Below are 14475 nucleotides of genomic sequence, written 5' to 3'. Positions count from 1 at the left end.
AAACCTTTCCGTAATATAAAAAAAGAAAGTTCCGAAGAACTTTCTATAAAGACTTATAGTCTTTTGTAATCGTCCATGTTTAATTCAGAAGCTGCATCTTTATCACAAATCAATGTCATATTAGGATGAAGCTTTAAAACAGTAGATGGTAATTCATCTGTAATAGGTGAATCAAGAACCTGTTTTAAGATGCCTGCTTTTTCCTTACCATTTACAATCATCACTAAGTGTTTAACCTTCATTAAGCTCTTAGGCCCCATTGTAAGAGTGATTGGAAGATGTTCTCTCTTTGGATAATCAGGGTTTGCTTTATTCTTAGTAGCACGATCCATTGCATAAGAATATGAATCCATTGGTGTACATCTAGGACAGTTGCTGCAGAAATGACCATCATAGCCAAGACCAATAACCATGACATCAATACCACCTGCACGGCTGATTTCTTCATCATATGTTTCCCAGTTTTCCATAGTCATATCATGAATTCTTTCTTCTGGAATATTTGCTTCTTCGAAGAATAATTTCTGCATTTCTTCCCAGTTAGGACCATAAGGCTTACCATCCATGTATGGTGCTTCATCGAATAAATAATATTCGATATCCTTGAACTTTTCCTGATCTCTTACTTCTGGAGCTAACATCTTGTAAAGTTCAATAGGACTTCTGCCTGATGTAAGAGAAATATTCACTCTCTTATCCTGCATCATAGCACCAAGTAAGATGTGCAATGCACTTTCACTCATTTTCTGAGTGTTTTCTTCAACGATTAATTTCATAACAAATTCCTCCTGTATTTCACAAGAAGATAAAACTCACACACTTCACATTATAAGCATCAAACTCTTTCTGTCAACCTATAAAAAATTAAAATTATATTGTATATATCAGTGTAATTTGGCGCGCATTATACTTATATAGAGCCGCTTTTGCAAGTGATTTCCACGATTTGGAAAGTTCTTCTATCATATGGAAAGGTGTTTTATATATTGGAAAATACGAGATTTTTTAGGCTTTTCCAAGATATAATGTATCCAACGAGAAGGGAGGGCTCGACATGAACTTCATGGAAAAATTCAATGAACTAGCAAATCGCACACTAGTTCCCATTGCAGACAAGTTAGCTAACCAAAGACATCTTGCTGCAATTCGTGATGGAATGGTTGTTGCTATTCCACTATCAATCCTTGGAGGTGCTTGCTTAATCGTATCAACACCACCATTCAAACCTGAAACTCTACCAAACTGGGGTTTCATCACTACCATGCTTACAGGATGGTACAACTGGGCTCAGGCTAATAAAGCCGCATTATTATTACCATATAATATGACAATGGCTTTAATGGGACTATTTATCGCTTTCTCTATTTCTTATCATTTAGCTAAGAAATACGAAATGCCAAGCTTAAATGCAGCTGTTGTTTCTACTGCAGTATTCTTAATCGTATCTGCACCAACTACTTCTGCTGTCCCAGCTAATCTCATTACTGATGGTAAATCAGCCACTGATCTACTTGCACTTGCAGGAAGTTATATACCAACAACTTACCTGGATGCAAAGGGTATCTTTACAGCTATTATTGTTTCTATCGGATGTGTAGAAGTCATGAACTTCTTATTTAAGAAGAACGTTCGTATTAAGATGCCTGAAGGTGTTCCACCTGCAATCAGTTCATCATTCGATGCAATCTTACCACTCTTTATCTGTGTTATCATATTCTATGCATTATCATTATTTATACAGAATATCAGTGGTCAGTTATTACCAAGTATGATTATGACAGTACTTGCACCTGCGGTATCTGGTCTAGACTCATTAGTAGGTATCTGTTTAATTACTATCATTGCTCAGACATTCTGGTTCTTTGGTTTACATGGTGCAAGTATTACTCAGCCAATTAGATTACCATTCATGCAGATGTATTTAATTACTAATATCGCAGCATATAGTGCTGGTAAACCATTAGTACACTTCTTCACTCAGCCATTCTGGTCATATATTATCGCATTAGGTGGCGGAGGTGCTACTTTAGGATTATGTATTCTATTACTTAGAGCAAAATCAGTTGAATTACGTACTTTAGGTAAGCTTTCAATTGGTCCAGCTATCTTCAATATCAATGAACCAATCATCTTCGGTTTACCAATGGTATTAAACCCAATTATGATGATTCCATTTATCTTTGTGCCAGTTGTAAATTCAATTATTGCCTATACTTGTATGGCATTACACATCGTTGGAAAGGGTGTTATTGAAACACCATGGACAACACCAGCTCCACTTGGTGCTGCATTAGGATGTATGGATATTAAAGCCGGTATCATGGTTGTAGGGCTAATCATTCTAGATATGGCACTTTATTATCCATTCGTTAAATTATTAGATAAACAAAAGTTAGAAGAAGAAAATTCAAAATAATTAAAACAAGAAATAAAACTCACACACACATAAAATTGAATAACCTTAAATATTTTGTATATGACTGCTACCCCACAGCAGTCTTTTTAATTTGTGATAAACCTTGTATACTGTAAACAAGGAGAATCATATGAGAAAAGAAGAACTAATAAACTTATTGAAGAAGGATGTAGTTCCTGCATTAGGATGTACAGAACCAGTTTGTGTCGCATTATGTGCAGCTTATGCATCTAAACAGTTAAATAATCCAATAAATAAAATAGAGTTAGATGTTAATAAAGGAATATATAAGAATGGAATGTCTGCAGGTATACCACATTGTGAGTATGTAGGTTTAGAGTATGCCGTTTCTATTGGGGCATTATTGAAGAACCCAGAAAAACAGCTGACTCTATTTGAAGATATAGAACCAGATACAATCACTTATGCTGAATTATTAGGGCCCCATGTTTTTATCACGATTAATGATTCAGCATCTATTCATGTAAAATGTACTCTTTATACATCTAACGATACAGTGACATGTATGATCAAAGAGGCACATACAAATATAGTTTATCTAGAAAAGAATGGAATTGTATTAGAAGAGAAAACAACTCAAGAAACAAACAATACACCCACTGTGATTGATGAACTCAAAGAAATGAAAATATCAGACATATGTTCTTTGGTAGACTCAATGACAGTGGATAAACTTGAATTCTTATTAGATGGTATAGAAATGAATAACCGATTATCACAATATAAAGGAACAACACATTTGAGTGATTCATTTAACCGTTCATTATTTTCTGAAGACTTGTTAACTAGAATAATAAGGAAAGTTACTGCAGCTGCTGAAAATAGACTAGATGGCTGTCCACTTCCCGCAATGAGCAGTTCAGGTGCAGGTACAAAAGGACTCGTTGTTTCTATACCAGTGAATGAAGTGGCAGAAGAACTACACATATCACTAGAAAAGAAACTCAAAGCACTTGCGCTTACACATCTAGTAAATAGATATATTAATGCACATATAGGTAAATTATCGCCTATGTGTACATGTGTCATGGCGTCTTCTACATCTGCTTCTGTAGGTATCGCTTATCTCTTAGATGCATCAGATGATCAGATAGGGTATTGTATACGTAATATGACAGGAACTGTAACTGGTATGATTTGTGATGGAGGAAAAGTAGGATGTGCATTAAAGGTATCTACAGGATCTACGGCTGCACTTATGTGTGCAATGACTGCAGTCAATAATGCAGGATTAAGAGAAAGTGATGGAATTTGTGCATCAACACCTGAACAATGTATTCAAAATATGGCCCGTATTGGGAAAAATGGAATGAATAAAGTAGATGAAGAAATCATCTCAATTATGAAAAGTAAAGAGTGTCAATAGGAAGAAGGTGGTCCAAGGATCATCTTCTTTTTGCGTATAATGGTACATTTTAATAATTAAAGTGAATAAAGTATGAAGTGTTAGTTAATTGAAATAACATTGTATATATCATAATAAATTGAATTGTATAAACATAATATTACTATTCTAAAACATCATAATGGAACGTTTCCCTTATCTTTGACACCTATTCCAAGAGTTTGTGCCACGTCCCAGAAGGGGCCTGAAACATTGAAAGTGTTTGCATTGTTGGGTAAACTAGGACTCGTCAAAACAAATGAAAGCAATTTCAAGGAGGGAAAGAAAAATGAGTTTAGTATTAGCAAGAATCGACCAGAGATTAATTCATGGTATTGTTGTCACACAATGGGCAGGTGCAACACAGGCAAAAAGATTAATGGTAGTCGATGATGAAGTAAGTAAGGATGAAGTTCAAAAATCAGCAATGAGAATGAGTAAGCCAGTGGGGACTGGTATGTCAATCATTGATACAGAAACAGCTATTAAGAACTTCAACGCAGGAAAGTATGATAGCCATAATGTATTCATGATTGTAAGAGAACCATCTACATTAGTTAAGTTAGCTGAAAGTGGCATTAAGATTCCTAAAGTAAATATTGGTATTATCTTCGATGGAGAAGGTAAGACAACAGTGAAGAAGATGGTTTCAGTCAATGAAGAAGAAGTGAATGATTTAAAGAAATTGCAGTCTATGGGTATTCCAGTGACATTCCACTTCGTACCAAGCGAAGCAGAAGAACCACTAGAAACATATATTAAATAATCAAGGGGGATAAGAAGTATGCAGGTTATTCAAGGAGTATTAATCGTATTATTATCAATGTGGATGGTCTTAGACCAGCAGGGGATTGTTATTACAACATGGTTCCCAATCATGGTTGCATTTTTTGCAGGATTGATTATGGGGGATATGAAGACTGCCATGATTATTGGTGGTACATTCCAGTTAATGAACTTAGGTGTTGCCAACATTGGTGGTTCATCAGTGCCTAACTGGGGTCTTGCAACAGTAGTTGGTATTTATGTTGCATGTAGAACTACAAATGATGTGGCTCAGGCAAAAGCAGTTGCCTTAGCAGTAGGTGTACCAGTTGGTATGCTTGGTATTCAGTTAGATGTATTCGCAAAGTTATTAAACACTTATGTAACACATGCAGCACAGAAAGCATGTAATGAAAAGAAGTTTAGTAAGATGAACAGAATTCTTTGGATTGGTCCTATGATCTTTGCTTTATCTACAGGTTTACCAACAGCTTTATGTGTATTATTTGGTGATGCAATCGTTAATGTTATCTTAAAATCAGTTCCAGTATGGTTCACAAATGGTCTATCTATCGCAGGAAATATGTTACCAGTTGTAGGTATCGCGTTATTGTTACAGGTTATGCCTGCTAAGAAGTACTTATCAATGTTGATGATTGGTTTTGTCTTCTCAGCTTACTTAAATGTACCAATGTTAGGTGTATCTATTATTGGTTTAGCTATTGCTTACTATTTCTTTACAACACAGGTCAATAAAGCACCAGCAGTCGCAACAGAAGGTGCAGTAATCGAAGAAGGAGATGATTGGGATGAATAAAGAAACACAGACAACAGAAGTTGTTACAAAGAAAGATCTTACAAAAGCCGCAGTACGTTACATGTTTATGGCATGTAATGCATATAACTATGAAAACCATCAGGGCCCAGCAGTTGTATTTGGATTAGAGAAGGTTTTAAGAAAGATTCATAAGAATAATGATGATGACTATGTTGCATCATTAAATAACCACTTTAAATATTTCAATACTACAACTTGGATGGCTAATATCTTACTTGGTGCAAGTGTTGCTATGGAAGAAAAAGATGGCATAGAAGCATTAGATACAGTACAGAACTTTAAGACAGGTATGATGGGTCCTCTTGCAGGTATCGGGGATACTTTAATCTGGGTACTATATCCAACAATCATGGGTTCTATTGCAGCTTATATGGGACTTGAAGGTAACCCTACAGGTGCACTCATCTGGATGTTACTTAACGTGATTTTCTTCTTCTTTAGAATTAAGTTATTCCATTTAGGATATGATTCAGGTTTAAAGCTTATTACTACATTAGGTGATAAGTTATCAGTCTTCACTGAAGCAGCATCTATCATGGGTCTAACAGTTATTGGGGCATTAATTCCTTCAGTTGTTAAGATGTCATTAGGTCTTGTCTTTAAGTCAGGTAAAGTAAAACTTGCTATTCAGACAGGTGTCTTAGATAAGATCATGCCTGCTTTATTACCAGTTGCACTTACATTTATCGTTTATAAATTACTTGCATCTAAGAAACTTACTGTTATTCAGGTCATCTTCTTAATTATCATTCTTGCATTAGTTTGCTCATTCTTTGGAATTCTAGCTCTCTAATCAAAGTTTTCGGGGGGAAAAAGTCTATGAGAAAAATCGTTCTAGCCAGCCATCATTTACTCGCTGATGGTTTAAAAGATACAATCCAGTATCTTATGCCAACTTTAACTGATATCCAGTCAGTGAGTGCTTATATGGATAATATACCTGTTGAAAAGAAGTTAAAAGAAGCACTAGGAGAAATCAATGAAGGTGATGAATACATCATCTTCACTGATATGCTTGGGGGTAGTGTGAATCAGGAAGCAGTCAAATACTTACAGTATCCTAATGTATATGTGATTACAGGAATGAATTTACCTATTGTATTAAGTGTCTGTTTATCATTAGCAAGCTGTGAAAAAGTGAATGAAGATGTCATTAGAAATGCGATTGATGATGCAAAATCACAGATTGTTTATGTCAACGATGTTATGAAAAATATGGGGGTCGATGAGGATGATGAATAAAGATTGGTGGAAAAGCAGCGTTGTTTATCAGGTTTATCCACAAAGTTTTAATGATACCAACAATGATGGGGTTGGTGATTTAAAAGGTATTACTGAAAAGCTTCCTTATTTATCTAAATTAGGTATTGATGTCATCTGGTTAAACCCAATCTATGAATCACCATTAGTAGATAATGGTTATGATATTGCGAACTATCGCAAGATCAATCCGATGTATGGCACAATGGAAGACTTTGATGAACTATTAGAAACAGCACATAGTATGAATATTAAGATTATTATGGACTTAGTAGTGAATCATACAAGTGACCAGCATGAATGGTTCTTAAAGTCTAAATCTTCTAAGGATAATGAATATTCTGATTTCTATATCTGGAAGGATCCTAAAGAAGATGGCAGTGAACCAACAAACTGGGGTGCTACTTTTGGTGGATCTGCATGGACTTATGTACCTGAAAGAAAACAGTATTATCTTCATTGTTTTGCGCCAGGACAGCCTGACTTAAACTGGGAAAATCCTAAGGTAAGAGAAGCAGTTTATAATGAAATGCGCTTCTGGTTAGATAAGGGTATTGATGGTTATAGAATGGATGTTATCTCTTTATTAAGTAAGAGACAGAATTTTCCAGACGCCTTACCAGGAGAATATGATTATGCAAAATCATATTATAAAGGAGCTTCTAATGGACCTCGTATTCATGAATTCCTACAGGAAATGAATAGAGAAGTTTTATCACGCTATGATGTGATGACAGTAGGAGAAACAGCCAATACCAATGTTCAGCAGGGTAAACTTTATACAGATCCTTCTAGACACGAATTAAACATGGTATTCCAGTTTGATCATATGCATTTAGATTATGGTAAGTACGGTAAATTCTCTGATGTGAAGTTTAAACTCAGTGATTTAAAGAAGAGCTTATCAACTTGGATCAATGATTTAGGTGAGGGATGGAATTCACTTTATTGGGATAACCATGACCAGCCTAGAAATGTGACTCGTTTTGGTGATGATGGAGTATATCGTGTGGAATCAGCTAAAATGTTAGCTACTCTATTGCATATGATGAAGGGAACACCTTATGTTTTCCAGGGGGATGAATTAGGTATGAAAGATGTACCTTTTACATCACTTGATCAATATAAAGATATTGAAACGGTCTTTATGTGTCAGAAAATGAAGGATGAAGGTGAAAATGAAGAAACAATCAAGAAATATGCTTATTTAAGTTCAAGAGACAATGCGAGAACACCATTCCCTTGGAATGGAGAAGAAGGTTCTGGTTTTTCTGATGCAAAGCCTTGGATTGATTATTCACCTGATAACAAGTTCATCAATGCAGAAGATGAATTAAAAGATCCAAATTCAGTATTCTATTATTATCAGAAATTAATTCGTTTAAGAAAAGAAAATCCTATAATTGTTCATGGATCTTATAAACTATTAGACGAAAATGATTCAGATATCTTCTCATATGAAAGAGAATATGAAGGTAAGAAATTACTTGTAGTATGTTCTTTCGCAAAAGAGAAGGTAAGATATACATTGCCAGATGATTATAAGGATGCTGAAATTCTTATTGGAAATTATGAGAATGTATTGAAAACAGATGATAAAAATATTATTCTAAATCCATATCAAGCAGTAGTTTATCTAACAAAGGGGTAATGAGATATGGACTTTGACACACAAGCAGGACTTATTTATTCAACACTAAGTGATAATGAAAAAGACATGATTCAATATATCAGAAATCATAAATCTGATGTTGTAGGCATGCCTATTAATGAACTTGCGAAGGTTCTGCTTTCGTCAAAGAGTTCTGTATTACGTTTGGCACAGAAGCTAGGCTATACAGGTTATTCAGAATTAAAGTATTCTTTAAAGAAGGATATAGTGAAGAAAGCAGTTGTTCCTACAGATTTGGTTGAAAAATTTAGAAAAGAGATTGATAAAACATTTGAATATGCATCGCAGGTAAACTTTGCAACATTGATTTCCGAAATCCATAAAGCACGACAAGTCATTTTGTATGCGACGGGTTTTACTCAGAACAACTACACAAAACAGTTCTCCAGTGAGCTATTCATGGCAGGGCGTTCAAATTATATTGTATCTGGTGAAACTAATTTTGAAGTCATCTCACACTCCCTAACTAGTGATGATTTTGTCATTATTATTTCATTGTCAGGTAATACACCAGGTATCAGAACAACAGTAAATGCACTGAATATGAAGGATATACCTATTCTTTCTATAACTGAGCTAGGAAAGAATTTCCTTGTAGAAAATTCAGATTATCATCTTTACTATAATACAACAGAATTTCCTCTTGAGGATGAACATATCATTTCTATGAATGCAGTAGGAATTGTTCTTACTATTCTTGCAAGAAAATATCAAGAATTCGCATTCTTTGATGAGTAAAGTCAGACTTAATGGTCTGGCTTTTTTGCGTGTTATAGACTTTACGAATATATATGTTAAATCAAGGTTGAATCTTATTCCGAAAAATTGAAAATAATTCATTTTTTCGGAATAAGAAGGTATAATATATGTGGGTGAATGAAATGAAACTTTTAGAAAGAAACTATTTAACAAAAATTATTAATGTAATTGGAACTCCTGATATTAAAGTGATTACGGGTATTAGAAGATCTGGAAAATCATGTCTGTTACTACAATTTATGGAATATATAAATCAAACTGATAAAGACGCGAATATTATTTTTGTTGATTTCAATTCTTTAAGTGCAGAGCCGTATTTAGAGTACCATGCATTAAATAATTATATAGAAGGTCAATATAAATCTAACAAGAATAATTATGTATGTATAGATGAAGTTCAAATGTGCAGTGGCTTTGAGGAAGTCATAAATAGTCTACATAGTAGTATGAAATATGATATTTATATTACTGGTTCGAATGCATTTCTATTAAGTAGTGATTTGGCTACTTTATTTACCGGTAGAACGTATGAAATAGAAATATTTCCTTTTTCTTATAAAGAATGTCTAAAATATTATACTGGGCAGTATTCACTTGATAGATACGTGAGAGAAGGTGGAATGCCTGAAACTTTGCTTTATCGTGAACAAGATGATAAGTATAAATACATACGAGATGTTTTTGAGACGCTTATTATAAGGTACATAACTAATAAATATTCGATGAGAAACAAAGAAGTTATTCATGATTTAGCGTACTTTATGATGGATAACATTAGTTCTTTGACATCAGCTAATAATATATCTAAATCATTAGCAAATGCTAATATTAAAATAACAGATAAGACTATAAAATTGTATATGCAATATTTGAAAGATTCATACTTGTTTTACAAAGTTAGAAGGTATGATATAAAAGGGAAAAAATATTTGGCAACAAATGATAAGTATTACTTGTCTGACCATTCTTTCAGATATGCTATTATAGGAACAAAAAACATGGACTATGGCAGAGTATATGAAAATATCGTTGCGATTGAATTGCTTAGAAGAGGGTATGAAGTTTATGTTGGTAAACTTTATAAAAAAGAAGTTGATTTTGTGGCTATAAAACAAAATGAGAAGATTTATTTTCAAGTAAGTGATGATATTTCGAATCAGAAAACTTTCGATAGAGAAGTTACTTCACTATTAGAAATACAAGATGCATATCCTAAAATCTTATTGGCTAACACACATCATGATGAATATCAGTATGAAGGTGTAAAAATAATTGATATTGAAGAATGGTTAAAATTGTAAATATAAATGATTTGAATGCATATAAGATAATAAATAAATGTTTTACTTTATTCTTGTGAATCCTTCTAGCCTATGAGAGGCTGTAACGGGTAAATAACTAATTATAGTTTCAGAAACAGTAAAAGGCGGATCGAAGTCCTGCTGGTCATGAGTTTGAGGTGGATAAGGTAACTACTGATACAAGGGGCGAATATGCACGTAATAATATAAAACTAATAAATCATCACTGTGAGGGCTGTCCATTCAGATCAAGATGCACTAAATCCAGAATTGGAAGAAGCATAAACTACTGCAAGGAACTTGATGAGTTTCATAAGGAAGTAAGAAAAAATGTCACAAGCGAAGAAGGCAAGAAACTCATGTTCAAGAGAGATAATGAAGCAGAAGGAACTTTTGGTGATCTTAAGGAGAATATGGGTTATGACAGACTCTATAGAAGAGGACATGACAATGTTCAGATGGAGATCTACCTTGTTTCAATGGGACATAATACCAGAAACTGAAGAAGAGAATCAAGGAAACAGAAGAAAACCAGATGAAACAGGTCAAGGAGATGCTCAGATTGTTTATCTGCTGATAAAATTTTTTAGGAAATGGGCAGGTTCTTTTTAAGTGCGTCTGAAATATGAAAAGGTTATTCACCATGCAGTAGTGAATAACCTTTTTGGGTTGAGATATATGAAAAAGAGCTATAACGCTCAAGGTAGTAGTAAATACTATCTATTCGTTACAGCCTCTTTATTCATTTCTTTTACACTTTGTCTTTTACGTATTGTGAATGGCACAATTGAGCGTGTCGCAAACATGGTAGGTGTTTCTATATGTTTAATAAGTTGGACTACTGCTTCCATGCCTAACTGATTTGGGCTTACATCAATAGAAGTCAGTGGTGGTTCTGAGAAACGTGCAAAGATAGAATTATTAAAGCTCACAATAGAAATATCATCAGGTACTTTCTTTCCTACTTCAGTAATTAGTCTCACCATAATGACTGCATAAATATCATCACATACCACAAAGGCACTCGGACAGTCATCACTTCTTAATAATTCAAGTATTTCATTGGGGTTATAGGAATAGCTTGAAGAAAGATTCTTAATATAGTCTTCTTTTATTTCATAGCCTGCTTCTGATAAAGCTTGTATATAGCCAAGACGTCGATCTATAGAATACTGCACATCTTTTTTCTCACCAATATAACCAATCTTTTGATGTCCTTTTTTTAATAAGTATTTCACTGCCTCATAGCCTGCCTGGATATTATCTGTATCTACACTGACTGATGTAATGGAATTCATTGGTGGTTTACCAATCATAATATAAGGAATCATACGTTCTCTTAAATAATCTGTCACAGAAGATTCAATTTTCGTATTTAGGAAGATATATCCTTCACAATTCGCAATTTCCATACTTGTTTTCATCTCTCTCGTATCGGCACCAGTAATAATATGAAGACTATAACGCCCTTTATTACATATATAACTAATACCTCTTACTATTTCTAGATAGAATGGATTCTCATAGACATCTACCATAGAACGTGGAAAGACGACACCAACATCATGTTTCTTAATATGTGATTTATCATATACATAACCGAGTTCATCCATTACTTTACGTACTTTTTCTTTCGTTTCTTCACTAATTGAATAATGATTATTAATTGTACGAGATACAGTAGATGGAGATACCCCTGCTTTTTTCGCAATATCTTTAATTGTGATACTCATTTAAATCACCTCTCTTTTATTATACTCATTATTGTTTGGTTGCGCTATAGTTGCGCAAATATTTGCATAATATATGCGTAAATACCCTGCTTTGTTGCATAATCCCTATTGTGTAAGTGTTTACAATCATTAAAATAGAATTTGTAAGAAAAAGGGAGTAAGACATAACCTTATTAGAAGGAGGAAAGAATATGAGTAAGGGAAAAGTTTTATGTATGCCCCTCAAGGGTAAAGTAGTACCAATTACTGATGTCCCAGATTCTGTATTTTCAGAAAAGATGATGGGAGACGGATGTGCTATCATTCCAGAAGATGGAAAAGTATATGCACCAGACAACTGTGTAGTAAAAATGGTTGCACCTACTAAACATGCAGTTGGTCTTGTGACAGATGATGGTATTGAAATCTTAATTCACTTTGGATTAGATACAGTTCAGTATCAGGGTGAAGGTTTTACTTGGCATGTAAAAGAAGGACAGACAGTTGAAAAAGGAGATTTATTGTTTGAAGGAGATTTAGATTTCTTTAAATCTAAAGGTGTCAATACAATGACTCCATTCGTATTTACTAAAGAAGATGATCTTAAAGGTAAGAAGATTGTCTTAAAGAAAGGTGCTCATAATGTGAAGGATGAGATGCTTGTTCTTGAAGATGTAGCAGCTCCTAAAGCAGCACCTGAAAAGAAGAAGAAAAAAGGAATTAACTTCGACTTCTTACAAAAGTTAGGTAAAGCCTTAATGACAGTTATCGCAGTAATGCCTGCTGCTGGTTTAATGATTTCATTAGGTAAAGTATTCCAGATGTTTGGTGCAGATGTTGCATTTGTTATGACTGTTGGTTCTGTAATGGAACAGATTGGTTGGGCAGTTATCAACAACCTACATATCTTATTCGCAGCTGCCATTGGTGGTAACTGGGCTAAAGATCGTGCTGGAGGTGCATTTGCTGCCGTTATCGCATTTATCTTAATCAATAACATCACAGGTACAATCTTTGGTGTTACAGCCGATATGGTTAATAGTAGTAAAGTCATTTATACACATACATTATTTGGTGCAAAGATTCCAGTTGCCAACTATTTCACAACAGTTCTAGGATCTGCAGCACTTAATATGGGTGTCTTTGTAGGTATTATTGCTGGTTTCGTTGGTGGTATTGTTTACAACAAATACTATAACTTCCGTAAATTACCTGATTGCTTATCATTCTTCAATGGTAAACGTTTCGTTCCATTAATGGTTATTGTTCATTCAGTTGTTATCGCAGTTGTAATGTCAATTGTATGGCCATTTGTTCAGGGTGGTATCAATAGCTTTGGTGTTTGGCTTGCAAACTCTAGTAAAACAGCGCCAATCATTGCCCCATTCTTATATGGTATGTTAGAACGTCTATTATTACCATTTGGTTTACATCATATGTTAACTATTCCAGTTAACTACACTTCATTTGGTGGTACATATACTATCATGACTGGTTTACAGAAGGGTACAAAAGTATTCGGTCAGGATCCATTATGGTTAGCTTGGGTTACAGATTTAATTAACTTAAAGAAAGCTGGAAACATGACAGCTTACACTCACTTATTAACAACAGTTACACCTGCTCGTTTCAAAGTAGGTCAGATGATTGGTGCAACTGGTCTATTAGCTGGTTTCGCTTATGCAATGTATAAGAATGTCGATAAAGATAAACAGCTTAAATATAAATCAATGTTTATTTCTACATTCATTGCAACTTTCTTAACAGGTGTTACTGAACCTCTAGAATTCATGTTTATGTTCGCAGCAGTTCCACTATATGGTGTTTATGCAGTACTTCAAGGTTTAGCTTTCGCAGCAGCTGATATTGTTCATTTAAGAGTTCATTCATTTGGTAATATCGAATTCTTAACTCGTGTTCCTATGGCAGTTCAAGCAGGATTACTTGGTGATGTTATTAATTTCGTTATTGCATGTGTAGTATTCGCAGTAGTTGGTTATTTCGTTGCAAACTTCATGATCAAGAAGTTTAACTTTGCGACACCAGGTAGACTTGGTAACTATGATGATATGGAAAGTGATGAAGCTTCTACAGCACATGAAGGTAGTGCTCAGGTTGAAGCAATCATCAACTTACTTGGTGGTAGAGATAATATTCAGTTAGTTGATGCATGTATGACTCGTTTAAGAGTTACAGTTAATGATGTCAATAAAGTTGCTGATGTTGATGCTTGGAAGAAGGAAGGCGCAAAGGGTCTCCTTAAGAAGGATAACGGTGTTCAGGCAGTTTATGGACCTAAAGCCGATGTTCTTAAGTCAGATATCAATGATGCCTTAGGTAAATAAAT

Annotated in this window: 12 protein-coding genes and 1 pseudogene; 11 read left to right on the top strand and 2 right to left on the bottom strand. The window is 34.3% G+C overall.

The features are described from left to right. Positions 1–53: 53 nt before the first annotated feature. Positions 54–776, bottom strand: coding sequence for a 6-phosphogluconolactonase (locus tag ABUA27_RS02670; RefSeq protein WP_129981301.1), 723 nt, complete (start codon positions 774–776; stop codon positions 54–56). Positions 777–1054: 278 nt separating this feature from the next. On the opposite strand from ABUA27_RS02670, the gene ABUA27_RS02665 reads away from it, so the two are divergent. The 10 genes and pseudogenes from ABUA27_RS02665 to ABUA27_RS02620 all read left to right on the top strand — a co-directional run. Next, positions 1055–2416, top strand: a complete 1362-nt coding sequence (locus ABUA27_RS02665) for a PTS sugar transporter subunit IIC (RefSeq protein ID WP_287969009.1) — start codon at positions 1055–1057, stop codon at positions 2414–2416. Between the two features lie 130 nt (positions 2417–2546). Further along, the gene (locus tag ABUA27_RS02660) at positions 2547–3803 is read left to right on the top strand and encodes an L-cysteine desulfidase family protein (protein ID WP_349820184.1); all 1257 of its coding nucleotides are present in this window, start codon (positions 2547–2549) and stop codon (positions 3801–3803) included. A 307-nt stretch (positions 3804–4110) separates the two neighbouring features. Beyond that, positions 4111–4587: a PTS sugar transporter subunit IIB gene (locus ABUA27_RS02655; RefSeq protein WP_349820183.1), complete on the top strand. Its 477-nt coding sequence runs from the start codon at positions 4111–4113 to the stop codon at positions 4585–4587. Between the two features lie 18 nt (positions 4588–4605). Continuing rightward, complete coding sequence (locus ABUA27_RS02650) at positions 4606–5403, top strand: PTS mannose/fructose/sorbose/N-acetylgalactosamine transporter subunit IIC (protein ID WP_129981297.1); 798 nt, start codon at positions 4606–4608, stop codon at positions 5401–5403. After that, a complete protein-coding gene (locus tag ABUA27_RS02645; RefSeq protein ID WP_287846478.1) occupies positions 5396–6217 on the top strand; it encodes a PTS system mannose/fructose/sorbose family transporter subunit IID in 822 nt (273 codons plus the stop codon). Before ABUA27_RS02650 ends, ABUA27_RS02645 begins: the two co-directional genes overlap by 8 nt. Positions 6218–6243: 26 nt before the next feature. Further along, positions 6244–6666: a PTS sugar transporter subunit IIA gene (locus tag ABUA27_RS02640; protein WP_129981295.1), complete on the top strand. Its 423-nt coding sequence runs from the start codon at positions 6244–6246 to the stop codon at positions 6664–6666. Next, positions 6656–8335 carry a glycoside hydrolase family 13 protein gene (locus tag ABUA27_RS02635; RefSeq protein WP_349820182.1) on the top strand — a complete coding sequence of 560 codons (1680 nt, stop codon included), beginning with the start codon at positions 6656–6658 and terminating at the stop codon, positions 8333–8335. Before ABUA27_RS02640 ends, ABUA27_RS02635 begins: the two co-directional genes overlap by 11 nt. 6 nt (positions 8336–8341) lie before the next feature. After that, positions 8342–9094 carry a MurR/RpiR family transcriptional regulator gene (locus tag ABUA27_RS02630; RefSeq protein ID WP_287846480.1) on the top strand — a complete coding sequence of 251 codons (753 nt, stop codon included), beginning with the start codon at positions 8342–8344 and terminating at the stop codon, positions 9092–9094. A 128-nt stretch (positions 9095–9222) separates the two neighbouring features. After that, positions 9223–10416 carry an ATP-binding protein gene (locus tag ABUA27_RS02625; protein WP_330040499.1) on the top strand — a complete coding sequence of 398 codons (1194 nt, stop codon included), beginning with the start codon at positions 9223–9225 and terminating at the stop codon, positions 10414–10416. Positions 10417–10565: 149 nt separating this feature from the next. Further along, positions 10566–10919: pseudogene (locus ABUA27_RS02620) on the top strand (transposase); the annotation flags it as partial. A gap of 213 nt (positions 10920–11132) precedes the next feature. Here ABUA27_RS02620 and ABUA27_RS02615 read toward each other — a convergent pair. Then, positions 11133–12149, bottom strand: a complete 1017-nt coding sequence (locus ABUA27_RS02615; protein WP_129981292.1) for a LacI family DNA-binding transcriptional regulator — start codon at positions 12147–12149, stop codon at positions 11133–11135. Between the two features lie 191 nt (positions 12150–12340). Here ABUA27_RS02615 and ABUA27_RS02610 point away from each other — a divergent pair, with 191 nt between their 5' ends. Further along, positions 12341–14473 carry a PTS transporter subunit IIBC gene (locus tag ABUA27_RS02610; RefSeq protein ID WP_129981291.1) on the top strand — a complete coding sequence of 711 codons (2133 nt, stop codon included), beginning with the start codon at positions 12341–12343 and terminating at the stop codon, positions 14471–14473. The last annotated feature ends 2 nt before the right edge of the window (positions 14474–14475 follow it).

The sequence above is a fragment of the Catenibacterium sp. RTP21428st1_D7_RTP21428_210409 genome (assembly GCF_040227455.1).
In the GTDB taxonomy this organism is placed as follows: Bacteria; Bacillota_I; Bacilli_A; order Erysipelotrichales; family Coprobacillaceae; genus Catenibacterium; species Catenibacterium mitsuoka_A.
Note: the sequence above shows the minus strand (reverse complement) of the source record. Positions and strands in the feature narration are given on the sequence as shown.

Bases quoted from the DNA above. Each gene is read 5' to 3' on its own strand.
- ABUA27_RS02625 (WP_330040499.1), top strand. From the start codon at position 9,223: ATGTGGGTGAATGAAATGAAACTTTTAGAAAGAAACTATTTAACAAAA.
- ABUA27_RS02615 (WP_129981292.1), bottom strand. From the start codon at position 12,149: ATGAGTATCACAATTAAAGATATTGCGAAAAAAGCAGGGGTATCTCCA.
- ABUA27_RS02645 (WP_287846478.1), top strand. From the start codon at position 5,396: ATGAATAAAGAAACACAGACAACAGAAGTTGTTACAAAGAAAGATCTT.
- ABUA27_RS02610 (WP_129981291.1), top strand. From the start codon at position 12,341: ATGAGTAAGGGAAAAGTTTTATGTATGCCCCTCAAGGGTAAAGTAGTA.
- ABUA27_RS02655 (WP_349820183.1), top strand. From the start codon at position 4,111: ATGAGTTTAGTATTAGCAAGAATCGACCAGAGATTAATTCATGGTATT.
- ABUA27_RS02665 (WP_287969009.1), top strand. From the start codon at position 1,055: ATGAACTTCATGGAAAAATTCAATGAACTAGCAAATCGCACACTAGTT.
- ABUA27_RS02660 (WP_349820184.1), top strand. From the start codon at position 2,547: ATGAGAAAAGAAGAACTAATAAACTTATTGAAGAAGGATGTAGTTCCT.
- ABUA27_RS02650 (WP_129981297.1), top strand. From the start codon at position 4,606: ATGCAGGTTATTCAAGGAGTATTAATCGTATTATTATCAATGTGGATG.
- ABUA27_RS02640 (WP_129981295.1), top strand. From the start codon at position 6,244: ATGAGAAAAATCGTTCTAGCCAGCCATCATTTACTCGCTGATGGTTTA.
- ABUA27_RS02670 (WP_129981301.1), bottom strand. From the start codon at position 776: ATGAAATTAATCGTTGAAGAAAACACTCAGAAAATGAGTGAAAGTGCA.
- ABUA27_RS02635 (WP_349820182.1), top strand. From the start codon at position 6,656: ATGATGAATAAAGATTGGTGGAAAAGCAGCGTTGTTTATCAGGTTTAT.
- ABUA27_RS02630 (WP_287846480.1), top strand. From the start codon at position 8,342: ATGGACTTTGACACACAAGCAGGACTTATTTATTCAACACTAAGTGAT.